Origin of the sequence: Aquibium sp. A9E412, assembly GCF_030398335.1 — a bacterium.
Lineage (GTDB): Bacteria > Pseudomonadota > Alphaproteobacteria > Rhizobiales > Rhizobiaceae > A9E412.
This window is the reverse complement of the sequence record NZ_JAOAOP010000041.1, coordinates 1-25,170: the sequence shown is the minus strand read 5'-3', so window position 1 is coordinate 25,170 and position 25,170 is coordinate 1. Positions and strand designations below refer to the sequence as shown.

Here is a 25,170-nt window from a genome sequence, read left to right as displayed (position 1 = left end):
CGGTGCCGCCCGGCGCGAGACCGTCGCAAAGGTCCGATCGGCAGGCCACGATGGCGCGCCACGGCTGCACCCGTCCCGGCATCGTCTAGTACCAGGCGTCGTCGGCGGCCGCCTTGCGGCGCGCCATGAAATCGCGCAGCGCCTCGTCGATCGCCGGGTCGAGCGGCGGCGCCTCGAACTCGGCGAGCGTCTTCTTCCAGCGCGCATTGGCGCGCTGCGCGGCGTCGGTCGAGCCGGCCGCCTGCCACTTCTCGAACGGCTCGTTGTCGGCGATCTCCGAATCCCAGAAGGCGGACTGATAGTTCGCCATGGTGTGCGCGCAGCCGAAGAAGTGGTTGCCCGGCCCCACCTCGCGGAAGGCGTCGAGGGCGAGCGCATTGTCGTCGACCGTCACGCCGTCGAGATAGCTGTGCAGCGCGCCGCAGAAATCGGCGTCCATGACGAACTTCTCGTAGGACATCGACAGGAGCCCGTCGAGGAAGCCGGCCGAATGCAGCACGAAGTTGGCGCCGCACTGCACGGCGGCCAGCATCGCCATGGTGCCCTCGTTCATCGCCTGCGCATCGGGCAGCTTGGAGGTGGTGAAGTTGCCCGAGCAGCGCAGCGGCAGGCCGAGCCGGCGGGCGAGCTGGCCGACCACCATCGAGCCGATCGCCGGCTCCGGCGTACCGAAGGTCGGCGAGCCGGAGCGCAGCGACATCGACGACAGGAAGTTGCCGAACACGACCGGCGCGCCGGGCCGCTCGAGCTGGGCGAGCGCGCAGCCGGCCATCGTCTCGGCCAGCGCCTGGGCGATGGCGCCGGCATTGGTCACCGGCCCCATCGCGCCGCCCAGGATGAAGGGCACGACGACGGCCGCCTGGTTGGCGCGCGCATAGGCGCGCAGCGCCGTCGTCATCGTCGCATCCCAGACCAGCGGCGAGTTGACGTTGACGTTGCCCAGGATGACGCAATTGTCGTCGACGAAGGCCTCGCCGAAGACGAGCCGCGCCATGGCGATGGAATCCTCCGCCCGCTCCTCGGCCGTCACCGAGCCCATGAACGGCCGGTCGGAATGGCGGATGTGGGCATAGACCATGTCGAGATGGCGCTTGTTGACCGGCAGGTCGACCGGCTCGCAGATCGTGCCGCCCGAATGGTGCAGCCAGGGCGAGGCCTGCGCCAGCTTCACGAAGTTCTCGAAGTCCTCGATCGTGCCGTAGCGGCGGCCGCGGTCGAGGTCCATGACGAAGGGCGAGCCGTAGGCCGGCGCGAAGACCACCGCGTCGCCGCCGATCTCGACCGATTTCTGCGGGTTGCGGGCGTGCTGGGTGAAGACGCGCGGCGCGGTCCGCAGCACCGCGTGCAGGAGGCCGGGCTCGAAGCGCACGCGCTGGCCCTCGACCTCAGCCCCGGCGCGGCGCCAGTGGTCGAGCGCCACCGGGTCGTCGCGGAACTCGATGCCGACCTCGGCGAGGATGCGCTCGGCGGTCCGCTCGATGCGCACCAGGTTCTCCTCCGACATCACGTCGTAGGTCGGGATGGCGCGTCGGATGAAGGGGCGGCCGGGCCCGTGGCCGGCCTGGCTGCGCTGCTGGCGCCGAGCGCCGCGCCCGCCGCGCTCGCGCCGCGCCGGCGTCACGCCGTCCGTCGTCTGCTCCGCCAGGACCATGACCGCGCTCCGTCTTTATTGCACGGCAAGTCTAGGCGCCGGCGAACGACTTGTGACGCTGGAAAAGAGTCATCGAGTTGATAACATCGGCTTATGGAAACACTGCGTCGCCTCGTGCCGTCGATCGGCAGCCTCGTCGTCTTCGAGGCGGCCGGCCGGCTGTCGAGCTTCAGCGCGGCGGCGCGCGAGCTCGGCATGTCGCAGGCCGCGGTGTCCTATGCGATCGGCCGGCTGGAGGCGCAGCTCTCGACGACGCTGTTCTTCCGCGAGCACCGCCGCGTGCGACTGACGGAGGCCGGCGGCCGTTTCCTGGCCGACGTGGCGCTCGGCCTGTCGCACATCCACAAGTCGGCCGAGGCGCTGCGCGCCCAGGCGACCGGCGTGCACGTGACGCTGTCGGCCTCGACCGCGTTCGCCGCCTACTGGATGGTGCCGCGGCTGGAACGGTTCCGCCAGGAGGTGCCGGGCATCGACCTGCGCATCCAGACCGCCGACCGCGACCTCGACCTGGTGGCCGAGCGCATCTCGCTCGGCATCCGCGGCGGCAGCGCCGCCGACTGGCCGCACTACGCCCTGCAGCCGCTGGCGCCGGAGGAGATCTATGCCGTGTGCGGCCCGGGCTACGCCGCCCGGCACGGCCTGCCGGGCTGCGTGGAGGAGCTCGCCGGCCACAGCCTGATCCATCTCGAGGAGCCGTTCCGGCCGGCCACCACCTGGCGCGACTTCCTCGCCGCGGCCGGCGTCGACGCCCGGCACGGCCTCGGCGGCCTGCGCATCAACGACTACGTGCTGGTCATCCAGTCGGTGATCGCCGGCCAGGGCATCGCGCTCGGCTGGCGCCACCTGACCGACCGGCTGGTCGAGGAAGGCGTGCTGATCCGCCCGCTCGACGGCGTGCTGGTCACCGGCAAGCACTTCCACGTCGCCTGGCCGAAGGACACGACGCTGAGCGAGCCGGCGCGCCGCGTGCGCGACTGGCTGTGCGCGCAGGAGGCATGACCAGCGCGACCGCCACGCCGGCGCGCGGGGCGTACAAAGCGGTTTGTGGTGCCCCCGGCAGGACTCGAACCCGCGACCCCCTGATTACAAATCAGGTGCTCTACCAACTGAGCTACAAGGGCACGGGCGATGCGTTAGCACAAAGCGCGCGGCGGGAAAACGGCAAAGCCGGCCGCGGCCGGCCCACGCCGAGGCACTTTGCAGCGCCGCGGGCGGCGTGCTAGATCGCCCTGGCGCGCCCGCGGCATGCCCGCAGACGAGCATCGCAACAGCCCGAAGGCCGGCCCACCGTTCGATCCGATGCTCGCGCCCCCTGCCCCGCCGGCCCAACCCCGCACGGTCACCCGCCATGTCTGAGACCCCGGTCGCGCTTTCCTTCGTCTCGGCCGAATGGGACGACGCGCGCGCGGCCGCCAAGCGGCTGTCCGCGCTCTACGGCCAGGAGCGGCCGGAGGACGCCGACGTGGTGGTGGCGCTCGGCGGCGACGGCTTCATGCTGCAGACGCTGCGCGAGATGATGGGCACGGGCAAGAAGATCTACGGCATGAACCGCGGCACCATCGGCTTCCTGATGAACGAGTATCAGGAGGACGGCCTGCGCGAGCGCATCGCCGCGGCGACGCCGGAGACCGTGCGGCCGCTCGAGATGCACGCCGCCGACGCGGCCGGGCACCGCTCGGTGGCGCTCGCCATCAACGAGGTGTCGCTGCTGCGCCAGTCCTACCAGGCGGCCAAGATCCGCATCGCCATCGACGGCAAGGTGCGGCTGGAGGAGCTGATCTGCGACGGCGTGATGGTCGCCACGCCGGCCGGCTCGACCGCCTACAACCTGTCGGCGCACGGCCCGATCCTGCCGCTCGACGCGCCGCTGCTGGCGCTCACCCCGGTGAGCCCGTTCCGGCCACGGCGCTGGCGCGGCGCGCTTCTGCCCAACCAGGCGACGGTGCGCTTCGACGTTCTCGAGCCGGACAAGCGGCCGGTCAACGCGGTGGCCGACCACACCGAGGTGAAGTCGGTGGTCGAGGTCACCGTGCGCGAGGCGCGCGACAAGACGGTGACCGTGCTGTTCGATCCGAGCCACTCGTGGGACGAGCGCATCCTGTCGGAGCAGTTCAAGTACTGAGGACGTGCCGGCGCGGCCGCGCCCCCGCGGCGCGGCTGGAGCCGCTCTGCCATTCACGCAATCGCGGATCGGCTGCAAGTTGTCGTCTCGATGCGCCTGCGAGCGGCGAACCGGTTTCCACCTCGCCTGAAAACGCCAAAAAGACGGCCCCCGGCGGCTGCCGGAGGCCGAAAACGAGCCCGAGACGGTCGGTCCGTCAGAAGCGCATGTTGACGCCGAGGCGCACCGTGTGGAAGTCGAAATGGGCGCTGTGGTTGAGCGGCTGGTTCGCCACGCCGACATTGCGCGTGGTGAACTCGGCCTTGCCGAAGTCGGTGTAGAGATACTCGGCCTTGATCGAGAAGCGGTTGTTGAAGGCGTATTCGACGCCGCCGCCGACCGTGTAGCCGATGTTGAACTTGTCGCTGCCGACATGGCAGCGGTTGAGACCCGTCGTGCCGAGCGGGCAGCCGTCGGCGAAGCTCCACTCCAGCGCGCGACTGTATTCCGCGTCGCTGAAGGCGATGCCGCCGGTGCCGTAGAACATCCAGTTCTGGTGCGCCACGCCGAGGCGGGCGCGCAGCGTGGCCAGGATGTCGGCGTCGATCGTGTCGATCGTCCGCCCGTTGGCGCCGCCGAAGGTGCCGGTGCGCACGTTGGTCTCGCTCAGGTCGATGTAGTTCACATCGCCCTCGACACCGAACACGAACGACCCCTGCTGCCAGTTGAAGCCGGCCTGCACGCCGCCGGTGAACCCGTTGGTGTCGAAGTCGTTGTTGCCGAGCAACAGCGCCAGCCCGGTCGCCGTGGCGTTGATGTTGGAGCCCGCCGGCACGGCGAGCGACGAATCGATGTCGCCGAACGCCCAGCCGGCCTGGACGCCGATATAGGCGCCGGTCCAATCGAACTCCACGGCCGGCGCGGCGACCGGCGGCGGATCATACACGATCGGGTCGGCAGCCAGCGCCGGCGACGCCGCGAACGCCAGCACGATCCCCGCTGCAAGCTTCTTCTTCATCGGATCCTCCGGATCAAAAGATGTGCCCTCGCCGAATGCACGGTCCATCCGGCCTGGCCCAAAGTCAACGGCGATGATGGCACAGCAGGCGCCGCGGCTTCACCTTGCTGGATACTGTTGCAGGAATGCCACGAAATCGCCCCTTCCACCGGGCCGAACCGCCCCGGCCGGCCTCCGTGCGCGCTGCCGCAGGCCATGGCGGCGCCGGCGTCTGCGGCCCTGCGCGCGGGCGGGACGGCGAATTCCCTTGATTCGCGGCGCCGTTCGTCCCACATAGGCGCAGGCCGAGGCGCGGCATGACCGTCGCCGGTCCGCCAGCGCACCGCCGGTTGACAAGGCCGCCGTCGCGCCGTAACCGCTGGCGCTGTTGAAGCAGGGCCCCAGGCCCTTGGGCGCTATCGCCCTGTCAAAAGTGTGAATCATCCGCTCCGTGTCATCAGAAGACAAAGCCGCGCCGCCCGCCGCAACATTCGCTGACCTCGGCCTGTCGCCGAAGGTGCTGTCGGCCGTCGAGGACGCCGGCTACACCACGCCGACGCCGATCCAGGCCGGCGCCATCCCGCACGCGCTGCAGGGCAAGGACGTGCTGGGCATCGCCCAGACCGGCACCGGCAAGACCGCCTCCTTCGTGCTGCCGATGCTCACCCGGCTCGAGCGCGGCCGGGCGCGCGCGCGCATGCCGCGCACGCTGATCCTCGAGCCGACCCGCGAGCTCGCCGCGCAGGTCGAGGAGAACTTCGTCCGCTACGGCAAGAACCACCGGCTCAACATCGCGCTGTTGATCGGCGGCGTGTCGTTCGACGACCAGGAGCGCAAGCTCGAGCGCGGCGCCGACGTGCTGATCGCCACGCCCGGCCGGCTGCTCGACCATTTCGAGCGCGGCAAGCTGCTTCTGACCGGCGTCGACATCCTCGTCATCGACGAGGCCGACCGCATGCTCGACATGGGCTTCATCCCCGACATCGAGCGCATCTGCAAGCTGATCCCCTTCACCCGGCAGACGCTGTTCTTCTCGGCCACCATGCCGCCGGAGATCACCAAGCTCACCCAGCAGTTCCTGCAGGCGCCGGTGCGCGTGGAGGTGTCGAAGCCGGCGTCGACGGCGCAGAACATCACCCAGCGCCTGGTCAAGACCGGCGGCAAGCCGTGGGCCAAGCGGGCCAAGCTGCGCGAGCTGATCGACGGGGAAGGCGACGAGCTGAAGAACGCGATCGTGTTCTGCAACCGCAAGGCCGACGTCGCCCTGCTCTACCGCTCGCTGCTGCGCCACGAGTACAATGTCGGCGCGCTGCACGGCGACATGGACCAGCGCGCCCGCATGGCGACGCTGGAGAGCTTCCGCAAGGGCACCGTCACCCTGCTGGTCGCCTCCGACGTGGCGGCCCGCGGCCTCGACATCCCGGCCGTCAGCCACATCTTCAACTTCGACGTGCCCGTGCACTCGGAGGACTACGTCCACCGCATCGGCCGCACCGGCCGTGCCGGCCGCTCCGGCAAGGCCTTCACGCTCGTCACGCGCGGCGACGGCAAGTATGTCGACGCCATCGAGAAGCTGACCGGCCAGTCGATCGAATGGCGCGACGGCGACCTGTCGACGCTGAGCGAGGAGGACGACGGCGCCGAGCCGCCGCGCCGCGGCGGCCGCCGCTCCGGCGGCGAAGGCCGCACGCGCAGCCGCGGCAAGGCCTCCGACGGCGAGCGCTCCCGCCGCGGCGGCAGGGCCAAGGACGAGCCGGCACCCGTCGCGGCCGCCGCCGAGGACGAGGCACAGCAGCAGCCCGCGGCGGAAAAGCCGGCCCGGCGCAAGCCGCGCAAGGACAGGGCGGACGGCAAGGCCGCCGGCGAGCGCGCGCCGGCCGAGCAGCCGCCGCAGGGCGACCGGCCGAAGCCGGCGAAGCCCGAGCGGCGCCGCGGCAAGGGCGAGGACACGCCGGTCGGCTTCGGCGACGACATGCCCGACTTCATGAAGATCAAGGTCAAGGCGTAGGGCCGGCAGCCGGCATCGCCACGCGGGCCGGCGCCTGTCGCCTTTCGGGAGCCCTACCTGCGCGCCCGCAGGCCGGCCGCGAAGGCGCGCTGCGCCCACTGCGCCATCGCGTCGGGATCGTCGAGCGCGGCGTCGGGGATCGACCAGTACGGCATCGCCGCCGCCCTGCGGCCGGGCTTTCCGGCATAGACCCACTGGCGGCTGCCCGCCGCGCGGAACGCCGGCGCGCTCTCGGCGTCGGCCTTGAGCAGCACCTCGCCGTCGACCTCAAGGGCGACGATCACCCCTTGATGATAGATGCCCTTGCCGCCGAACATGCGCCGCACGGTGACCGGCCCGAGGCCGCGGAAGAGGTCGGCGATGTCGGCGTCGGTCATGGCTCGCTCCCCGCAACACGCGCCGAGAGGAAACCACCGATGCCCGAAACGCTCAAGGGTTCGTGCCGCTGCGGTGCGCTGGCGTTCTCGCTCGCCAGCCACACGCCGGTGCCCTACCAGCTCTGCTACTGCTCGATCTGCCGCAAGCAGCAGGGCGGCGGCGGCTACGCGATCAACCTGGCCGGCCTCGCCGGCACGCTGGCGCTGGAAGGCGAGGAGAGCGAACTCGGTCTCTACCGGGCGGCGATCGAGGAGGACGGCGGCTGCCGGATCTCGACCGGCGAGCGCCGCTTCTGCCGCCGCTGCGGCGCCGGCCTGTGGCTTTACGATCCCGACTGGCCGGAGCTCGTGCATCCGTTCGCCTCGGCGATCGACAGCCCGCTGCCGGTGCCGCCGCACCGGGTGCATCTGATGCTCAAGGACAAGGCGTCGTGGGTGGTGCCGGCAATCGGGCCGCAGGACGAGGCCTATGACGGCTACCCGCGCCTGTCGATCGCGGCGTGGCACCGCCGGCACGGGCTCTGGGCGGATTGAGCGGCCAGGCGCCGGGGTGGCGCCGCCCGGGCGTTCACCGCCCTGCCGGTCGGCACCGGTTCGTCGTCGCGACGCGCTGCCTCGCGGCGCGTCGCGGGAAACCGCTCACGCCTGGCCGGCGCGCGCCTCGGCCAGCGCCTTCAGGTCGGCCGGCTTGAGCTCGATCGATTCGCCGCAGCCGCAGGCCGAGGTCTGGTTCGGGTTGTTGAAGGTGAAGCCGGTGCGCAGCTTCGTCTCCTCGAAGTCCATCTCGGTGCCGAGCAGGAACAGCGCGGCCTCCGGCGCGACGTAGACATGCGCCCCGTCGCGCTCGACGTGGTCGTCTTTGGGGTCCGGCGCGTTGACCAGGTCGACCGTGTACTCCATGCCGGCGCAGCCGCCCTTGCGGATGCCGACGCGGATTCCGGCCGCCTGCTCGCGCGTCGCCATGATCTCGCGCACGCGCCGCGCGGCGGCGTCGGTCAGGCTGATGACGGCAAATCTGCCCATCGTCTTCTCCCTTGGCGTTGCGGCCTCAATCCGAAAGATGGGCCGCCGGCGCGCCGCACGCAAGCCCGGCTCAGTACCAGCCGACGGCGATCTGCGCCTCCTCCGACATGCGGTCGGGCGTCCAGGGCGGATCGAACACCATGTTGACCTCGACGTCCGAGATGCCCTCGACGGAGGCGACCGCGTTCTCCACCCAGCCCGGCATCTCGCCGGCGACCGGACAGCCCGGCGCGGTCAGCGTCATGTCGATCTTGACCGCGCGGTCGTCCTCGATGTCGATGCGATAGATCAGGCCGAGCTCGTAGATGTCGGCCGGGATCTCCGGATCGTAGACGGTCTTGAGCGCGGCGATGATGTCGTCGGTCAGCCGCGCCAGCTCGTCCTGCGGGATGGCGGAGCCGGACTGGCCGTCGCCGGCGGCCGCCTGGGTGGCTGTCGTGTTCGCGCTGGTGTCGGTCATCGTTTCACCCGAAGAAGTTGCGCGCCTTGTCGAGCGCTTCGGCGAGCGCGTCGATCTCGCCCCTGGTGTTGTAGAGGCCGAAGGAGGCACGGCAGGTCGAGGTCACGCCGAAGCGTTCGAGCAGCGGCTGGGCGCAGTGCGTGCCGGCCCTCACCGCCACGCCCGAGCGGTCGATCACCATCGACACGTCGTGCGCGTGGATGCCCTGCAGCTCGAAGGACACGATGGCGCCCTTGCCCGGCGCATTGCCGAAGATGCGCAGTGCGTTGATCGCGCCGAGCCGCTCGTGCGCGTAGGCCACGAGGTCGGCCTCGTGCGCGGCGATCGCCTCCCGGCCGAGCGCCTCGACATAGTCGATCGCCGCGCCGAGCCCGATCGCCTGCACGATCGGCGGCGTGCCGGCCTCGAAGCGGTGCGGCGGATCGTTGTAGGTGACGGCGTCGAAGGACACGTCCTCGATCATCTCGCCGCCGCCCTGGAAGGGCCGCATCGCGGCGAGCCGGTCGCGCCGGCCGTAGAGCACGCCGATGCCCGACGGGCCGTAGAGCTTGTGACCGGTGAAGACGTAGAAGTCGCAGCCGAGCGCCCGCACGTCGACCGGCATGTGCACCGCCGCCTGGCTGCCGTCGACCAGCACCGGGATGCCGCGCGCATGGGCGATGCGCACGATCTCGGCGAGCGGCGTGACGGTGCCGAGCACGTTCGACATGTGGGTGATGGCGACCAGCTTCGTGCGCGCGCTCAGTGCCTTCTCGAACGCCTCGATGTGAAAGGCGCCGTCGTCGTCGACCGGCACCCAGACCAGCTTCGCGCCCTGGCGCTCGCGCAAAAAATGCCACGGCACGATGTTGGAGTGGTGCTCCATCATCGACAGCACGATCTCGTCGCCCTCGCCGATCGACGGCATGGCGTGGCCGTAGGCGACGGTGTTGATCGCCTCGGTCGCCGACTTGGTGAAGACGATCTCGTCGGTCGATTCGGCGTTGAGGAAGGCGCGCACCTTCTCGCGCGCGCCTTCATAGGCCTCCGTCGCGGCATTGGACAGGAAGTGCAGGCCGCGGTGCACGTTGGCGTATTCCTGCGAATAGGCCCGCGTCACCGCGTCGATGACGGCCTGCGGCTTCTGCGCCGAGGCGCCGTTGTCGAGATAGACGAGCGGCTTGCCGTAGACCTCGCGCGCCAGGATGGGGAAGTCGCGGCGCACGGCCTCGACGTCGTAGGGTGCGTTGGCGACGGTCTGGTCCATCGTCGGTGTCCTCCGTCCTCTCGCGGCGGCCTCAGCCGTGTGTGGCGAACCAGGCGTCGAGCTTGGCCTCGAGCGCCTCGACCACCGGCTCGTCGTCCAGCTCCTCGATCACCTCGGCCAGGAACGCCTTGACCAGGAGGCCGCGCGCCGTCTTCTCGTCGATGCCGCGCGCCATCAGGTAGAACAGATGGTTGCGGTCGATCTCGGTGACCGTGGCGCCGTGCCCGCAGGCTACGTCGTCGGCGAAGATCTCGAGCTCCGGCTTGGCCGAGAACTCGCCGTCGTCCGACAGCAGCAGCGTGTTGCAGGCCATCTTGGCGTCGGTCTTCTGCGCCTCGCGGTCGACCCGGATCTGGCCCTGGAAGACGCCGCGGGCGCGGCCAGTGACCACGTTGCGCAGCGTCTCGGTCGACACCGTCGAGGGCGCGTCGTGGTCGAGCACCATGGTGACGTCGCAATGCGTCTCGCCCGCCAGCAGGTTGACGCCGCGCAGCCGGAACTCGCTGCCCTCGCCGGCCGCCGTCACCAGCACCTCCTGGCGCACCAGCCGGCCGCCGGCGTTCATCACGAACAGCGTCAGCCGAGCGTCGCGCGCCAGGGTGGCGCGGAACTGCGCCAGATGGGTGGCGTCTTCGGGCTGCTCCTGCACGACGAGCCAGGTGACGTCGGCGCCCTCGCCGAGCTCGAGATGGCTGACCGAGGAGACGAGCGCCTCGCCGCCGCCGGTCTGCCGCTCGATGACGGTCGCCCGCGCGCCGGCACCCGCCTCGACCACGAAGCGGCCGTGCGCCTGGCCGCCGGCATGCACGTTCTGCAGCTCGAGCGGCGCCGCCAGCGCCGCGCCCTCGGCGATGCGCACCACGAAGCCGTCGGACACGAAGGCGGAGTTGATGGTTCCCACCGTGTCGCCGCGCTCGGCCGTCAAAAGCGCGTCGAAGCTGCCGTCGGTCAGCCGCGGTGCCAGCGGCTCGACGCTGGCGCCCTCGGGCATGGCGGCCGCCTCGCCGGCCACGCCGCCGAGCAGCGGCAGCACCGCCGCGCCGTCGAGCAGCGGCGTCACGGCCTCGGCCGCGTTCTCCGCCGCGAACTCCGGCACGCTGGCCAGGAGCCGCCTGAGGTCGGTGTAGTGCCAGGCCTCGACCTTGCGCGTCGGCAGGCCGGCCTTCAACGTCTCGACCGCCGCGTCACGCCTGACCGTCACCGCGGCGCTGCCCGGCAGCTCCGACACGCGGTCGGCGAAGGCCTGGACGAGCGCGCTCTCGGCGGCGGTGCGCTGGGGCTGTGTCTGCACGTTCATCGCCGCCACCTATGCCGCCTCGCCGACGAGGTCGGCGTAACCCTTTTCCTCGAGCTGCAGCGCGAGGTCCTTGTCGCCCGACTTCACCACCTGGCCGCGATAGAGCACGTGCACCGAATCCGGCACGATGTACTGCAAGAGCCGCTGGTAGTGGGTGATGACGACCATCGCCCGGTCGGGCGAGCGCAGCGCGTTGACGCCGTCGGCGACGATCTTCAGCGCGTCGATGTCGAGGCCGGAATCGGTCTCGTCGAGCACGCACAGCTTCGGCTCCAGCAGCTTCATCTGCAGGATCTCGGCGCGCTTCTTCTCGCCGCCGGAGAAGCCGACATTGAGCGGCCGCTTGAGCATGGCCATGTCCATGCCGAGCTCGTCGGCCGCCGCGCGCACGCGCTTCATCAGGTCGGGGATCTTGAGCGGCTCCTCGCCGCGCGCCTTGCGCTGCGCGTTGAGCGCCACCTTGAGGAACTCCATGGTGGCCACGCCCGGAATCTCGAGCGGATACTGGAAGGCGAGGAAAACGCCCGCCGCGGCGCGCTCGGCCGGGTCCATCTCGAGCACCGATTCGCCGTTGAACAGGATGTCGCCCTCGGTGACCTCGTAGTCGTCGCGGCCGGCCAGCACGTAGGACAGCGTCGACTTGCCGGAGCCGTTCGGCCCCATGATGGCGGCCACCTCGCCGGCCTTCACCGACAGGTTGAGCCCGCGGATGATCTCCGTGCCGTCCTCGGCGATGCGGGCGTGCAGGTTCTTGATCTCAAGCATTCTCGTTTCCCGTTTCGATCGTCACGTCCGCGGTGCGTCCACGGGGTTCGGCCGGTTGTCGCTCTGCCGGCCCCGGCCCGATGCCGCGACGCTGTTGCCCTGTCCGGCATTGCCGCGCCGCGCCTCCCGCCGAGCGGGAAACGCGGGGCGCGTGCCGGCGATGTCCGTTATCCCACCGAGCCTTCGAGCGAGATGCCGATCAGCTTCTGCGCCTCGACGGCGAACTCCATCGGCAGCTCCTGGATGACGTCCTTGACGAAGCCGTTGACGATCAGCGCGATCGCCTCCTCCTCCGGGATGCCGCGCTGCATGACGTAGAACAGCTGGTCCTCGGAGATCTTCGAGGTGGTGGCCTCGTGCTCGAACTGCGCGGTGGCGTTCTTGGCCTCGATGTAGGGCACCGTGTGGGCGCCGCAGTCGTTGCCGATCAGCAGCGAATCGCACTGCGTGAAGTTGCGCGCGTTGGCCGCCTTGCGGTGCGCCGACACCTGGCCGCGATAGGTGTTGTTCGACTTGCCGGCCGAGATGCCCTTGGAGATGATGCGGCTCGACGTGTTCTTGCCGAGATGGATCATCTTGGTGCCCGAATCGATCTGCTGGTGGCCGTTCGACACGGCGATCGAGTAGAACTCGCCGCGCGAGTTGTCGCCGCGCAGGATGCAGGACGGGTACTTCCAGGTGATCGCCGAACCGGTCTCGACCTGGGTCCAGGAGATCTTCGAGTTGCGGCCGCGGCAGTCGCCGCGCTTGGTGACGAAGTTGTAGATGCCGCCCTTGCCCTCGGCGTCGCCGGGGTACCAGTTCTGCACCGTGGAGTACTTGATCTCCGCGTCGTCGAGGGCGATCAGCTCGACCACCGCCGCGTGCAGCTGGTTCTCGTCGCGCTGCGGCGCCGTGCAGCCCTCCAGATAGGAGACGTAGGCGCCCTCCTCGGCGATGATCAGCGTGCGCTCGAACTGGCCGGTGTTCTTCTCGTTGATGCGGAAATAGGTCGACAGCTCCATCGGGCAGCGCACGCCCTTCGGCACGAAGACGAAGGAGCCGTCGGTGAACACGGCCGAATTCAGCGTCGCATAGTAGTTGTCGCTGACCGGCACCACCGAGCCGAGATACTTGCGCACCAGCTCGGGATGGTCGCGGATCGCCTCCGAGATCGAGCAGAAGATGACGCCCGCCTTGGCGAGCTCCTTCTTGAAGGTGGTGACCACCGAGACCGAATCGAACACCGCGTCGACCGCCACGCGGCCCGACTGGTAGACGTTGTCGCCGGCCTCGCCGTCGCCGTCCGCCTCGCCGTCGAGCGCGCTCGGCTCGCCCATCTTGCGCACGCCGGCGAGGATCTCCTGCTCCTTGAGCGGGATGCCGAGCTTCTCGTAGGTGCGCAGCAGCTCCGGGTCGACCTCGTCGAGCGAGCTCGGGCCCGCCTGCGTCTTCGGCGCGGCGTAGTAGTGGATGTCCTGGAAGTCGATCTTCGGATAGCTGACGCGCGCCCAGCTCGGCTCGGTCATCGTCAGCCAGCGCCGGTAGGCGCCGAGCCGCCACTCGGTCATCCACTCCGGCTCGCCCTTCTTGGCCGAGATGAAGCGGATGGTGTCCTCGTCGAGGCCCTTGGGGGCCTTGTCGGATTCGATGAGGGTCTCGAAACCGTATTTGTACTGGTCCACGTCGATCTTGCGGACCTGCTCGATGGTCTCCTGCACAGCAGGCATCAGCGTTCTCCATCCTGGCCGGGGTCAAGGCCCGGCAGTTTTCAAACCACAGCGCCGCTTGACAGCGTACGCCCTATCTAGTGCGCCCGAAGCGCGGATTCACCGGCGCGCGGTGAAATTTTGCCTGTTTTCCTCCACTTTTCCGGAACCCTCCCTCAGGCCGCCGCGGCGCGGCGCCTGCGGCGCGCCACGATGCCGTCGAGCGCGGCGCGGAAGGCCGCCAGATCGTCCTCGCCACTGGCCCGCCCGAGCGAGACGCGCAGCGCGCCCGCCTGGTCGCCCTCGCCCATCGCCGCCAGCACGTGGCTCGGCCCCACCTTGCCCGACGAGCAGGCCGAGCCGGCCGACAGCGCCACGCCGGCGAGATCGAAGGCGATCTGCGCCGTCTCGGCCTTCAGCCCGGGAATGGCGAAGAAGCTGGTGTTGGCGAGCCGCGGCGCGGCGCGGCCGTAGAACACGGCGTCGGGCGCCAGCGCGGCGACCGCCGCCTCGAAGCGGTCGCGCAGCGCCGCCACGCGCGGCATCTCGGCCAGACCGGCCGCCGCCCGCTCGGCCGCGGCGCCGAAGCCGGCGATCGCCGGCACGTTCTCCGTGCCGCCGCGCTGGCCGCGCTCCTGGCCGCCGCCGGCGACCAGCGGCCGCGGCCGCGTCAGGTCGGAGGCAGCGACGATGGCGCCGGCGCCCATCGGCCCACCGATCTTGTGCGACGACAGAATGAGGAAGTCCGCATAACCCTCAGAGATGTCGAGCGGAATCCGGCCCGCCGCCTGCACCGCGTCGAACACGGTGAGCCCGCCCGCCGCCTTCGCCAGGCGGCCGATCTCGGCCATCGGCTGGATGACGCCGGTCTCGTTGTTGGCCGCGTGCATGGCGACCAGCGGCACGCCGGCCGCCCGGTCGTGGCGGGCGAGCGCGGCCTCGAGCGCGGCCAGGTCGACCACGCCGTGCGAATCGACGCCGATCCGCGTCACCCGCTCCGGCGCGAAACGGCCGCCGCCGAGCAGACAGGGATGGTCGGCCGCCGCGACATAGAGATGCGCCGCGACGAGCGCGCCGCGCCCCACCGTCCAGTCCGGCGTCAGCAGGGTCGAAGCCGCCTCGCTGGCGCCGGAGGTGAAGACGACGTTCTGCGCCGCGGCCCCGACGAGGGCGGCCACCTGCCGGCGCGCCGCCTCGACCGCCGCCCGCGCCGCCCGCCCCGCGCCGTGCACCGAGGAGGCGTTGCCGCCGGCCTCCAGCGCGGCCAGCATGGCGGCCTTCGCCGCCGGCTCGAGCGGCGCCGTCGCGTTGTGGTCGAGATAGGTGCGCGCCTCAGCCATCGGCGTCCTGCGTTTGCGGCGGCGGCAGGCGCTCGGCTGCGGCCGCTTTATTTCCTTGAACATGCAAGGTCAGCCGTCCTATCTACGCCGTCTGCCGATTGCGGGGCATGCGTTCCGCAGTTTTGAACGGTTCTAAACTAGGTTCTATGGAGGCAGTGGCGTCGCGTCAAGGGCAGTCGGAGGTGCCGCGCACGCCTGCTGCCACCGGGCGCACCGTCGTGGAGTTTTCATGCCCGAGGTCATTTTCACCGGCCCCGCCGGCCGTCTCGAAGGCCGCTACCAGCCGTCGAAGGAGAAGAGCGCGCCGATCGCGCTGATCCTGCATCCGCACCCGCAGTTCGGCGGCACGATGAACAACAAGATCGTCTACGATCTGTTCTACATGTTCCAGAAGCGCGGCTTCACGGTGCTGCGCTTCAATTTCCGCGGCATCGGCCGCAGCCAGGGCGCCTTCGACCACGGCACGGGCGAGCTCTCCGACGCCGCCGCCGCGCTCGACTGGGTGCAGTCGCTGCATCCCGATTCCAAGAGCTGCTGGGTCGCCGGCTATTCCTTCGGCGCCTGGATCGGCATGCAGCTTCTCATGCGCCGGCCGGAGATCGAGGGCTTCATCTCGATCTCGCCGCAGCCCAACATCTACGATTTCTCGTTCCTGGCGCCCTGCCCCTCCTCGGGCCTGATCATCCACGGCGACGCCGACAAGGTGGCGCCGGCCAAGGACGTGCAGGGTCTGGTCGACAAGCTGCAGTCGCAGAAGGGCATCACCATCACCCAGAAGACGCTGCCCGGCGCCAACCACTTCTACGGCGACACGATCGACACGCTGGTCGAGGAATGCGCCGACTATCTCGACCGGCGCCTCAACGGCGAGCTCGCCGAGGCGCGGCCGAAGCGGCTGCGCTGACGCGCCGGTCCGACGGCCGGCCGGCCGCACAGCTCTGTTGCAGCCGCGCGACGGCGCCCGGCGTCGCGCGCGACCGGTTGGCTCAGGGCGTCGCCAGCATGCCGCCGGTCACCGGCTGGCGGCAGCCGGTCGTGCCCGGCCAGGTGAGCGGCAGGCCGCGCAGGGCGCGCACCGCCAGATAGGCCCAGGCCTCGGCCTCCATGAAGTCGCCGCTGAGGCCGGCGTCCTCGGCCTGGATCACCGCGTCGCGGCCGGCCAGCGCCCGCAGGTCCTCGACGATGAACGGGTTCTTGCGCCCGCCGCCCGACAGGATCCACAGCCGCGGCCGCTCCGGCAGATGCGCCGCCGCGCGATGGATCGCCGCCGCCGACACGCGGGCCAGCGTGCGCGCGCCGTCGGCCAGCTCCAGGCCGTCCGCCGCCTCCAGCGTGAAGTCGTTGCGGTCGAGCGACTTCGGCCCCGGCCGCTCGAAGAACGGCGCGGCCATGTAGCGCTCCACCACATGCGCCACCACGCCGCCCTCGCTGGCGATCGCGCCGGCCGCGTCGTAGGGCACGCCGGCATGGCGCGCCACCCACTGGTCGATCAGCGCGTTGCCCGGCCCGGTGTCGAAGGCGACCGGATCGCCGGTCTCGCCGAGCCAGGTGATGTTGGCGACGCCGCCGATGTTGACGAAGGCGACCGGCCAGGTGCCGGCGTGGCGCGCGGGCAGCAGGCCGGCGAGCGCGCGGTGATAGGCCGGCACCAGCGGCGCGCCCTGCCCGCCATGCGCCATGTCGTTGGCGCGCATGTCGTGCACGACCGGCAGCCCGGTCTCGGCCGCCAGCAGCGCGCCGTCGCCGAGCTGCACGGTGAAGCCGGCGGCCGGCCGGTGCAGCACGGTCTGGCCGTGGAAGCCGATCAGCGAGGGCGGCTCGAAGCGGCCGGCCGCCTGCTGGCGGAAGGCGGCGACCGCCTCGGCGTGGCGCAGCGTCAGCGCGCGCTCGAGCTCGGCCAGCTCGCCCGGCCGCTCCGTCGGGCAGGCGATCGCGCGCGCCGTCTCGAGCGCCGCCTCGAGCCGGCGCCGGAAGGCGGCGTCGTAGGCGAAGAACATCGACGGCCCGCGCGTCACCCGGCCCTGGCCGTCGCTCGCCAGGATCGCCGCGTCGATGCCGTCCATCGACGTGCCGCTCATCAGGCCGATCGCCGCTATCGTCTCCATGACCCCTTCCGCCGCCCGCTTCTTGTATCGCCACTGTCGCGGATGCTAAAGGCCGCGCGTTCGCTTGGCCACCGTCGCTTCCGACGCAGGGCCGGTCTCCGGGATTCCACCGCAATGGCACGCTTTCGATCCGACTTCCTGCGCACGATGGACGAGCGCGGTTTCATTCACCAGACCTCCGACGACGCCGGGCTCGACGCGCTGTTTCGCGCCGAGACGGTGACGGCCTATATCGGCTTCGATCCGACCGCGGCCAGCCTGCATGTCGGCCACCTGACCCAGATCATGATGCTGCACTGGCTGCAGCAGACCGGCCACCGGCCGATCGCGCTGATGGGCGGCGGCACGGGCATGATCGGCGACCCGTCGTTCAAGGACGAGGCGCGCAAGCTGCTGACGGCCGAGGCCATCGACGCGAACCTGACCGGCATGAAGGCCTCCTTCAGCCGCTATCTCACCTTCGGCGAGGGCGCGAGCGACGCGCTGATGGTCAACAACGCCGACTGGCTGCTCGACCTCAACTACGTCGCCTTCCTGCGCGACGTCGGCCGGCACTTCTCCGTCAACCGCATGCTGTCGTTCGATTCGGTGCGTCTGCGGCTCGACCGCGAGCAGTCGCTGTCCTTCCTCGAATTCAACTACATGATCCTGCAGGCCTACGACTTCGTCGAGCTCAACCGGCGCTACGGCTGCCGGCTGCAGATGGGCGGCTCCGACCAGTGGGGCAACATCGTCAACGGCATCGATCTCGGCCACCGGCTGGGCACGCCGCAGCTCTACGCGCTGACCTCGCCGCTGCTGGCGACGGCCTCGGGCGCCAAGATGGGCAAGACGGCGTCGGGCGCCGTGTGGCTCGATGCGCAGATGCTGTCGAGCTACGACTTCTGGCAGTTCTGGCGCAACACCGAGGACGCCGACGTGGCGCGCTTCCTCAAGCTCTACACCACCCTGCCGATGGACGAGGTGCACCGGCTGGCCGCGCTCGGCGGCGCCGAGATCAACGAGGCCAAGAAGGTGCTGGCGACCGAGGTGACGGCGATGCTGCACGGCCGCGCGGCGGCCGAAGCGGCGGCCGAGACGGCGCGCAAGACCTTCGAGGAAGGCGCGCTCGCCGACACGCTGCCGACCGTTGCCGTGCCGAAGGCGGAGCTGGCCGCGGGCATCGGCGTGCTCAGCCTGTTCGTGACGGCCGGGCTGGCCGGCTCGAACAGCGAGATGCGCCGCCACGTCAAGGGCGGCGCGGTCGCCCTCAACAACCAGCCGGTGCGCGACGAGCGCCGCCTCGTCACGCTCGACGACATCGGCGGCGACGGCGTCGCCAAGCTCTCGCTCGGCAAGAAGAAGCACGTCCTGGTGCGGCCCGCCTGAACGGCGCGCTGCCTCAGCGAAACTCGAAGATCTGCCGCAGGATGCCCGGCGCGATGGCCGAGATCGGGTTGATCTGCAGCCGCGGCTCGCCGGCCCGCCCGGCCAGCCGGTAGGTGATGCCGATCAGCCCGCGGTCGCGGCCGTTGCCGAGGATCTCGCCGATCAGCGGCAGCTCGCCGAAGATGCGGTTGACGCCGTAGGCCGGCATGAAGGTGCCGGTGATCGCCATGTTGCCGGCCGGGTCGTAGAGCGTGCCCTGGAAGGTGGTGCCCATCAGCGGCCCGCGCAGCACGCCGCGCTCCAGCCCGAGAAAGCCGTCGGCCCGCGTCACCTGGGCGAAGCCGCGGTCGAAGCGCACGCGCGAGGCGTCGAGCGGCTGGCCGTCGCGGCCCGTCGCGCGGCTGTCGCCCTGCGGCGTCGCCGCCACCAGCGAGCGCAGCCGCGGCTCGTTGACGATCCAGAAGTCGCGCGCGTCGACCTGGCCGCTCATCCGCCCGCTGCCGGCCATCTGCAGGCTGATCGCGCCGCCCACCATGTGCTCGTAGAGGTCGAGGAAGCGCAGCACGCTGCCGGCATCGGTCGACTGCATGCGCAGGCTGCGCGCGCCGGCCGCGTCGGTCGAATCGCTCGCCGTCACGCTGCCGCCGCCGCCCGTCGCCGCCGAGACCGACAGGCCGGAGCCGCCGCCGCCGGTGTCGCGGTAGCTCACCCGCACGCCCGACAGCGTCTCGCCGTTGAAGCCGACGAGCTGGCCGAGCTCGGCCTCGAGCGTGATCGGCGTCGCCTCGCCGCCGCCGCCGCCCTGCCCGTCGCTGTCGAGCACCGAGCGGATCAGCGCGCGCACGTCGAAGGAGCGGCCGTCGGCGTCGATGCGGTAGCCGCGGCCGTCGCGCCGGATGGCGACGGCCATCTCGTCGCCGCGGTTGAGCCGCAGCGTGGCGAAGCGGGCGCTCTGCAACGCGCCCGCGTCGAGCGTGACGCTGCCGGCGGCCGAGAAGGTCTCGCCCTCGAGGGTGAAGTCCTCGAGCTGCGTCTGCGCGCCGTCGGTCTCCATCACGAAGCGCGCCGTCGCCGGCACGCCCGCCCCCTTGCGCCAGCCGACCCAGGGCAGCGACAGGGTGGCGTCGGCGAGCGCCACCTCGACCGCCTCGTGGCCGGCGTCGATGCGCTCCAGCCGCACGCGCGCCGTGCCGCCGAGAATGGTCGACAGCCCCGGCACCAGCCGCTCGCGCGCCTCGGCGTCCAGGTCGATCTCGACGATGCGCCGGCGCTCCGCCGCCGCGGCGCCGTCCGCCGCGGCGAGCGGCTCGACGATCTCGAGCCGCGCCCGCGCGCCGCTCAGCCGCGCGGTCGCCTCGATCTCGGCCCGCTCCGGCCCGACGACAAGCGTGCCGGCCGCCTCCGTCACCATCTGGCCCTCGAACGGCTCGGCCAGCGCCAGGTCGCTGTAGTCGAGCGCCACCCGCCAGTCGAGATCGGCGTCGCGGGCGTCCTCGCTCAGCGGAATCTCGGCGAAGACGCGGCCCTCGACCTGGCCGCTGACGTCCTCGGCGGCGAGGTCGATGAAGCGCGAGGCGTTGATCGGATCGTATGAGGCGAGCTCGACGATCGCCGGCGCCATGCCCTCGACGTCGATGTCGAGCCGGCCGACGAGCGGCGTCAGGTGCGCCTGGTCGATGACGAAGGTGCCGTTCGCCGTCTCCACGGTGCGCCCGCTCGGCATGAAGACGGTGCCGGACGACAGCGCGATGTCGACGTCGGTGCCCTGGAAGGCGACGACGCCGCCGCCGTCGCGCACCGGCGGGATGCGGCCGGCGACGTCGAAGCGCGTGCTCTCGACCGCGAAGCGGCCGCTCACCTCGCGCGCATCGAGCGGCTCGCCGTTGCCGAGCCGGCCGGGCGGCACCCGCAGCCTGAGGCTGCTGTCGACGACGCGGCCGCCGAACACGTTGTCGAGCACCCAGGCGCGCGCGCCGGAGGCGGCGAACCACGGCCAGAGCTGCTTGGTGTGGCCGACGGGCAGCGCCTCGAGCGAGAGCGCCAGCGACAGGCCGGGCGTCACCCCCTCGCGGAAGGTGAGCGCCGCGCTGGCGCGCAGGCCGCCGGCGCTGGTGCGCACGTCGATCACGTCGGCGGCGAGCCGGCCGGCGCCCGGGTCGTAGGTGCCGACCAGCCTGAGCCGGATCGGCAGCGCCGGCTCGGGCGAATCGAGCGGCGCGACGACCGAGCGGGCGCTGACCACCTCGAAGCCGTAGCGCGGCGGCTCGTCGGCCTGCTGTCCCGGCAGCGGGCCGACCGCGCCGCGCAGGTCGAACAGCGAGCGGCCCGTCTCGAACCGGCCGCGCTCGATAAGCACGATCGGCGCGCTCTCCTTGGCCACCAGCCGCAGCCGCGCGTCGCCGGCCAGCGTGTCCTCGGGCCCGAGCCGCAGCTCGGCGTCGTCGAGCGACAGCTCGGCCGTCAGCCGGCCGCTGCCCGGTCCGTCGACCTGCTGTCCGGTGACGGCGAGCACCAGCGCGCCGTGCCAGGAGGCCGGGCCCTCTTGCGGCTGCGGGATCTCCAGACGCGCCGTCACCGCGCCGATCGCGTCGCTGCCAGCCGGCCGCTCGGCCGTGCCTTCGAGCGCGATGCGCCGCTCGCCGGCCGCCGCCTCGCCGGCGAAGGCGACGGTGCCGCGCGCCGGCTGGGTGACGGTGAGGCGGGCGAGGTGCAGCGCGCCGGCATCGAAGGCGCCGGTCGTCAGCGCCACGTCGGAAAGCGCGATGCGCCGCGTGCGGCCGCTTTCCAGCAGCCCGAAGGCCGAATGCAGCGCGCCGTAGATCGCCTGCACGGCGCGGCCGGCGTCGATCGCGCCGTTGGCGTTCTCCAGCCGGTCGCCGAGCCCCGGCCCCTCGCGACGGCCGAGCGCGCCGGCGTCGAAGCGCGCGCCGCTGACGCTGGCGCTGTCGAGCTCGATGCGGCCGGACAGCAGCGGCCGCGGATTGAGGCCGAAGCCGATGCGGCCGGCCTCGAGCAGCATGCGGCCGCTCTCGCGGTCGACCACGCGCACGTCGCGCAGCTCGATCGCCGGCCGCCAGCCGTCGAGCGACAGCCGGGTGGTGCCGATGCGCGTGTCGACGGGGCGGTCGTTGAGGTCGCTGATGGTGCGCTGCGCGGCCGTGCTCAGCCGATCCGCGCCCCAGCCCGACCAGGCGGCGATCTGCACGGCGCCGACGAACAGCACGACGAAGGCGACGGCGGCGCCAAGCGTGACGCCCGCCGCGGCGGCAATCCGCCGCACGGCGCCGCGCCGGGCGCGCTGCGGGGCGGCGCCGGCGGCCGGGGTCTCGGCGCGTGCCTCGCCGTTTTCTGGCGCGTTGCGGTCCACGCGGGCTCCCGTCACCTCCGCTCGACCATGGACGAATCCTGCGGCGCCATTATATCTGTCGCTCCTGACGCGTAACCGGAAACGAGGATACGGACATGGCGGGCCCCGAAAAAGGAAGCGAAGCGCCGGACTTCGAACTGCCGCGTGACGGCGGCGGCGTTCTGAAACTCTCCGAGCTTCGCGGCAAGCCGGTGGTTCTGTTCTTCTATCCGAAGGACGACACCAGCGGCTGCACGGCGGAGGCCGTCGCCTTTTCCGAATTGAAGCCCGAGTTCGACCGCCATGGCGCCGTCCTCGTCGGCATGTCGCCCGACAGTGCAAAAAGCCATGACAAATTTAAGGCGAAGCACGGGCTGACCGTCGATCTCGTCTCCGACCCCGACAAGCAGACGCTCGAGGCCTACGGCGTGTGGGTGGAAAAGAGCATGTACGGGCGCAAGTACATGGGCGTCGAGCGCTCCACCTTTTTGCTCGACGGCGACGGCACGGTGCGCGAGGTGTGGCGCAAGGTGAAGGTGCCGGGCCACGCCGAGGCGGTGCTCGAGGCGCTGGCCGCGCTCTGACCGGCCGCCGGGCCCGCCTGCCCGGCCCCAGCGACCCGACGGACGAGACGCCGGCGCCGCGCGCCGGCGCAAAGCTTTGTTAACCCTAAGAATGTGTAATCGCGGCCGAACCATCTCCTGACAGGAAGCTCGGCCCCGTGAACGAAGTCCGCCGGTCACCCGTCTTCGGCAAGCGCAAGGAACCGCACACGGTCATCATCGCGCGCGGCGACCACATCCGCCATTTCACCGTGCGGCCGTGGCTGGCCGCGCTCGTCGGCTCGGCGCTATGCGCCATCGCCATCGGCTATCTCGGCGCCACCTCCTATCTGGTGCTGCGCGACGACCTGATCGGCGCGGCGAGCGCGCACCAGGCGCGCACCCACCAGGCCTACGAGGACCGCATCGCCGCGCTGCGCGCCCAGGTCGACCGCATCACCAGCCGCCAGCTTCTCGACCAGCGGCTGATGGAGGAGCGCGTCGGCGAGCTGATGGAGCGCCAGGCGCAGCTCGCCCGCCGCCAGGGCCGGCTCGCCCCGGTCCTGGAGCGCGTGCGCGGCGAGACGCCGCCGGTGCCCACCCCGCGGCCCCAGATCCGCGCCGACGCCGCGGCCGCCGAGGCGGCGGAGCCCACCGCAAGCCCGCGCGCCGGCACGCCGCCGGCCGCGCTGTCGGCCTACGCGGCGACGGCGCAGGCCTCGGTGCCCTGGCCGCTGCGCAGCGGCCACGCGCCCTCCGCCGCCGACGAGGCCGACCGGCTGTTCGTCGCCATCAACCGCTCGCTGTCGTCGATCGAGAGCGAGCAGCTCGCGCGCATCGAGACGCTGTCGCAGAACGCCGACACCGCCGCCGACACGATCGCCGGCGCGCTGGAGCAGGCCGGCCTCAGCGTCGAGATCGAGGCGAAGGACGGCACCGGCCGCGGCGGGCCGCTGCTGGCGCTCGGCCGCGACCTGCCGTTCGAAAGCCGCGTGCAGGAGCTCGACGAGACGCTGGCGCGGCTGGAAACGCTGAAGAGCGAGGCGCGCCGGCTGCCGATCGCCCATCCGGTGCCCGGCGCGGCGCTGACCAGCCGGTTCGGCGTGCGGCGCGACCCGCTGATCGGCACGCCGGCCCATCACTCCGGGCTCGACTTCCGCGCCGCGACGGGCCACCCGGTGCGGGCGGCCGGCGCCGGCACGGTGGTGACGGCGGGCTGGAACGGCGGCTACGGCCGCATGGTCGAGATCCGCCATGCCGACGGCCTGACCACGCGCTACGCGCACATGAGCAAGATCACCGTCAGGAAAGGCCAGGAGGTCGGCCCCGGCACCGTGATCGGCAAGGTGGGCAGCAGCGGCCGCTCGACCGGCCCGCACCTGCACTACGAGGTGCGCCGCTCCGGCGAGGCCGTCGACCCCGCCCCCTACATCCGCGCCGGGCGCAAGATCGCCGGGCTGATCTAGCGCGGTCCCAGGCGAAGCGGAAACCGGCTCGCCGTCTGAAAACGCATCAAGACAACAAGTTGGAGCCGATCTGCGATTCCGTGAAACGCAGAACGGCAGACGACGACCCGGCTCCCGCGTCGCCCGCGGTCAGTCGATGTCCTCGACCGCCGCGCCGGCCGCGCCGTCGATGCGCTGCGACAGCGCCGCCTCCATGAAGGCGTCGAGGCCGCCGTCGAGCACGTCCTGCGGGTTGGTGTTCTCGACCCCCGTGCGCAGGTCCTTCACGAGCTGGTAGGGCTGCAGCACGTAGGAGCGGATCTGGTGGCCCCAGCCGATGTCGGACTTCGCCGCCTCCGAGGCGCTCGCCGCCTCCTCGCGCTTTTTCAATTCCTCCTCGTAGAGCCGCGAGCGCAGCATGTCCCACGCGGTGGCGCGGTTCTTGTGCTGCGAGCGCTCGCTCTGGCACTGCACCACGATGCCGGTCGGCACGTGCGTGATGCGCACCGCCGAATCGGTGGTGTTGACGTGCTGGCCGCCGGCGCCCGAGGCGCGGTAGGTGTCGACGCGCACGTCGGATTCGGCGACCGCGATCTCGATGTTCTCGTCGATCACCGGATAGACCCAGACGCTGGCGAAGGAGGTGTGGCGCCGGGCGTTGCTGTCATAGGGCGAGATGCGCACCAGCCGGTGCACGCCCGATTCGGTCTTCAGCCAGCCATAGGCGTTGTGACCCTTGACGAGCAGGGTCGCCGACTTGATGCCGGCCTCCTCGCCCTCGTGCACCTCGAGCACCTCGACCTTCATGCCGCGCCGCTCGGCCCAGCGCGTGTACATGCGCAGCAGCATCTGCGCCCAGTCCTGGCTCTCCGTGCCGCCGGCCCCGGCATGCACCTCGAGATAGGTGTCGTTGGCGTCGGCCTCGCCCGACAGGAGCGTCTCGATCTGGCGCGCGGCGATCTCGCCCTTGAGCGCGCGGATGGCCTGCACGGCCTCCTCGACCACAGCGTCGTCGCCCTCCTCCTCGCCGAGCTCGATCAGCGCGACGTTGTCGTCGAGCGCCCGCTCGAGGCCGCGAATCGCGGTGGTCGTGTCGTCGAGCGACTGGCGCTCGCGCATCAGCTTCTGCGCCTCCTGCGGATCGTTCCACAGCTCGGCGTCCTCGGCCCGGACGTTCAGATACTCCAGCCGCTTGACCGCCTGATCCCAGTCAAAGATGCCTCCTCAGCAGGCTTATGGCCTGCTTGATTTCGTCGACGAGGTTCTGCGTATCGGCGCGCATGGAGACGGTCGGTCCTTGCTTGCTGGAGTGCGGGGATCGGTTGCGGCGCGGACCATAGGCAGCGCGCCCGCGGCTGTAAAGCGCGGGCGCCGCTGTGCCGGCCTGCGCCGGGCGGCGGCCTCAGTAGAG

General features: G+C 71.3%; 21 protein-coding genes and 1 tRNA gene. 8 read left to right on the top strand and 14 right to left on the bottom strand.

Annotated features, from left to right (window positions below; translation table 11 throughout):
• Positions 1–85: 85 nt before the first annotated feature.
• Positions 86–1,651 carry a trimethylamine methyltransferase family protein gene (locus N1F89_RS14200; protein ID WP_290084832.1) on the bottom strand — a complete coding sequence of 522 codons (1,566 nt, stop codon included), beginning with the start codon at positions 1,649–1,651 and terminating at the stop codon, positions 86–88.
• 93 nt (positions 1,652–1,744) lie between these two features.
• Here N1F89_RS14200 and N1F89_RS14195 point away from each other — a divergent pair, with 93 nt between their 5' ends.
• Positions 1,745–2,650 carry a LysR substrate-binding domain-containing protein gene (locus N1F89_RS14195; protein ID WP_290084831.1) on the top strand — a complete coding sequence of 302 codons (906 nt, stop codon included), beginning with the start codon at positions 1,745–1,747 and terminating at the stop codon, positions 2,648–2,650.
• A gap of 46 nt (positions 2,651–2,696) precedes the next feature.
• On the opposite strand, the gene N1F89_RS14190 is transcribed toward N1F89_RS14195, so the two are convergent.
• Positions 2,697–2,772, bottom strand: a tRNA-Thr gene (locus N1F89_RS14190).
• Between the two features lie 227 nt (positions 2,773–2,999).
• Between N1F89_RS14190 and N1F89_RS14185 the strand changes: the two genes are divergently transcribed.
• On the top strand, positions 3,000–3,773 hold the full coding sequence (locus N1F89_RS14185; RefSeq protein ID WP_290084830.1) for an NAD kinase: 774 nt from the start codon (positions 3,000–3,002) through the stop codon (positions 3,771–3,773).
• A gap of 196 nt (positions 3,774–3,969) precedes the next feature.
• On the opposite strand, the gene N1F89_RS14180 is transcribed toward N1F89_RS14185, so the two are convergent.
• On the bottom strand, positions 3,970–4,770 hold the full coding sequence (locus N1F89_RS14180) for an outer membrane protein (RefSeq protein WP_290084828.1): 801 nt from the start codon (positions 4,768–4,770) through the stop codon (positions 3,970–3,972).
• A gap of 430 nt (positions 4,771–5,200) precedes the next feature.
• Here N1F89_RS14180 and N1F89_RS14175 point away from each other — a divergent pair, with 430 nt between their 5' ends.
• On the top strand, positions 5,201–6,757 hold the full coding sequence (locus N1F89_RS14175; RefSeq protein WP_290084826.1) for a DEAD/DEAH box helicase: 1,557 nt from the start codon (positions 5,201–5,203) through the stop codon (positions 6,755–6,757).
• Positions 6,758–6,810: 53 nt separating this feature from the next.
• Here the strand turns inward: N1F89_RS14175 and N1F89_RS14170 are convergent, their stop codons facing one another.
• Positions 6,811–7,134: a TfoX/Sxy family protein gene (locus N1F89_RS14170; protein ID WP_290084825.1), complete on the bottom strand. Its 324-nt coding sequence runs from the start codon at positions 7,132–7,134 to the stop codon at positions 6,811–6,813.
• Between the two features lie 39 nt (positions 7,135–7,173).
• Here N1F89_RS14170 and N1F89_RS14165 point away from each other — a divergent pair, with 39 nt between their 5' ends.
• Positions 7,174–7,668 carry a GFA family protein gene (locus N1F89_RS14165; protein WP_290084824.1) on the top strand — a complete coding sequence of 165 codons (495 nt, stop codon included), beginning with the start codon at positions 7,174–7,176 and terminating at the stop codon, positions 7,666–7,668.
• 105 nt (positions 7,669–7,773) lie between these two features.
• Here N1F89_RS14165 and sufA read toward each other — a convergent pair whose 3' ends face one another.
• The 7 genes from sufA to N1F89_RS14130 all read right to left on the bottom strand — a co-directional run bounded on the left by sufA (position 7,774) and on the right by N1F89_RS14130 (position 14,953).
• On the bottom strand, positions 7,774–8,157 hold the full coding sequence (gene sufA, locus N1F89_RS14160) for a Fe-S cluster assembly scaffold SufA (RefSeq protein ID WP_290084823.1): 384 nt from the start codon (positions 8,155–8,157) through the stop codon (positions 7,774–7,776).
• A 70-nt stretch (positions 8,158–8,227) separates the two neighbouring features.
• Complete coding sequence (locus N1F89_RS14155) at positions 8,228–8,617, bottom strand: SUF system Fe-S cluster assembly protein (RefSeq protein ID WP_290084822.1); 390 nt, start codon at positions 8,615–8,617, stop codon at positions 8,228–8,230.
• A gap of 4 nt (positions 8,618–8,621) precedes the next feature.
• Positions 8,622–9,863, bottom strand: coding sequence for a cysteine desulfurase (locus N1F89_RS14150; RefSeq protein WP_290084821.1), 1,242 nt, complete (start codon positions 9,861–9,863; stop codon positions 8,622–8,624).
• Between the two features lie 31 nt (positions 9,864–9,894).
• Entirely contained in the window at positions 9,895–11,160 is a 1,266-nt protein-coding gene (sufD, locus tag N1F89_RS14145; RefSeq protein WP_290084820.1) for a Fe-S cluster assembly protein SufD, read from the bottom strand.
• A gap of 9 nt (positions 11,161–11,169) precedes the next feature.
• Complete coding sequence (gene sufC / locus N1F89_RS14140) at positions 11,170–11,925, bottom strand: Fe-S cluster assembly ATPase SufC (protein WP_290084819.1); 756 nt, start codon at positions 11,923–11,925, stop codon at positions 11,170–11,172.
• A 167-nt stretch (positions 11,926–12,092) separates the two neighbouring features.
• Positions 12,093–13,634, bottom strand: coding sequence for a Fe-S cluster assembly protein SufB (gene sufB, locus N1F89_RS14135; RefSeq protein ID WP_290084818.1), 1,542 nt, complete (start codon positions 13,632–13,634; stop codon positions 12,093–12,095).
• Between the two features lie 155 nt (positions 13,635–13,789).
• Entirely contained in the window at positions 13,790–14,953 is a 1,164-nt protein-coding gene (locus N1F89_RS14130; protein WP_290084817.1) for an aminotransferase class V-fold PLP-dependent enzyme, read from the bottom strand.
• A gap of 229 nt (positions 14,954–15,182) precedes the next feature.
• On the opposite strand from N1F89_RS14130, the gene N1F89_RS14125 reads away from it, so the two are divergent.
• Positions 15,183–15,857 carry an alpha/beta hydrolase gene (locus tag N1F89_RS14125; protein ID WP_290084816.1) on the top strand — a complete coding sequence of 225 codons (675 nt, stop codon included), beginning with the start codon at positions 15,183–15,185 and terminating at the stop codon, positions 15,855–15,857.
• Positions 15,858–15,939: 82 nt separating this feature from the next.
• Here N1F89_RS14125 and N1F89_RS14120 read toward each other — a convergent pair whose 3' ends face one another.
• Complete coding sequence (locus tag N1F89_RS14120; RefSeq protein ID WP_290084815.1) at positions 15,940–17,058, bottom strand: anhydro-N-acetylmuramic acid kinase; 1,119 nt, start codon at positions 17,056–17,058, stop codon at positions 15,940–15,942.
• Positions 17,059–17,172: 114 nt separating this feature from the next.
• Between N1F89_RS14120 and tyrS the strand changes: the two genes are divergently transcribed.
• Positions 17,173–18,426 carry a tyrosine--tRNA ligase gene (gene tyrS / locus N1F89_RS14115; RefSeq protein ID WP_290084813.1) on the top strand — a complete coding sequence of 418 codons (1,254 nt, stop codon included), beginning with the start codon at positions 17,173–17,175 and terminating at the stop codon, positions 18,424–18,426.
• Between the two features lie 13 nt (positions 18,427–18,439).
• On the opposite strand, the gene N1F89_RS14110 is transcribed toward tyrS, so the two are convergent.
• The gene (locus tag N1F89_RS14110) at positions 18,440–21,793 is read right to left on the bottom strand and encodes a DUF3971 domain-containing protein (RefSeq protein ID WP_290084812.1); all 3,354 of its coding nucleotides are present in this window, start codon (positions 21,791–21,793) and stop codon (positions 18,440–18,442) included.
• A 95-nt stretch (positions 21,794–21,888) separates the two neighbouring features.
• On the opposite strand from N1F89_RS14110, the gene N1F89_RS14105 reads away from it, so the two are divergent.
• Positions 21,889–22,356, top strand: coding sequence for a peroxiredoxin (locus tag N1F89_RS14105; protein ID WP_290084811.1), 468 nt, complete (start codon positions 21,889–21,891; stop codon positions 22,354–22,356).
• 137 nt (positions 22,357–22,493) lie between these two features.
• Positions 22,494–23,780: a peptidoglycan DD-metalloendopeptidase family protein gene (locus tag N1F89_RS14100; protein WP_290084810.1), complete on the top strand. Its 1,287-nt coding sequence runs from the start codon at positions 22,494–22,496 to the stop codon at positions 23,778–23,780.
• Between the two features lie 129 nt (positions 23,781–23,909).
• On the opposite strand, the gene prfB is transcribed toward N1F89_RS14100, so the two are convergent.
• Positions 23,910–25,041 (bottom strand): peptide chain release factor 2 gene (gene prfB, locus N1F89_RS14095; RefSeq protein ID WP_290084809.1). Its coding sequence is split into 2 segments (ribosomal slippage): positions 23,910–24,974 and positions 24,976–25,041, totalling 1,131 coding nucleotides; the frame shifts between segments, so codons are not numbered across the junction.
• Between the last annotated feature and the right edge of the window lie 129 nt (positions 25,042–25,170).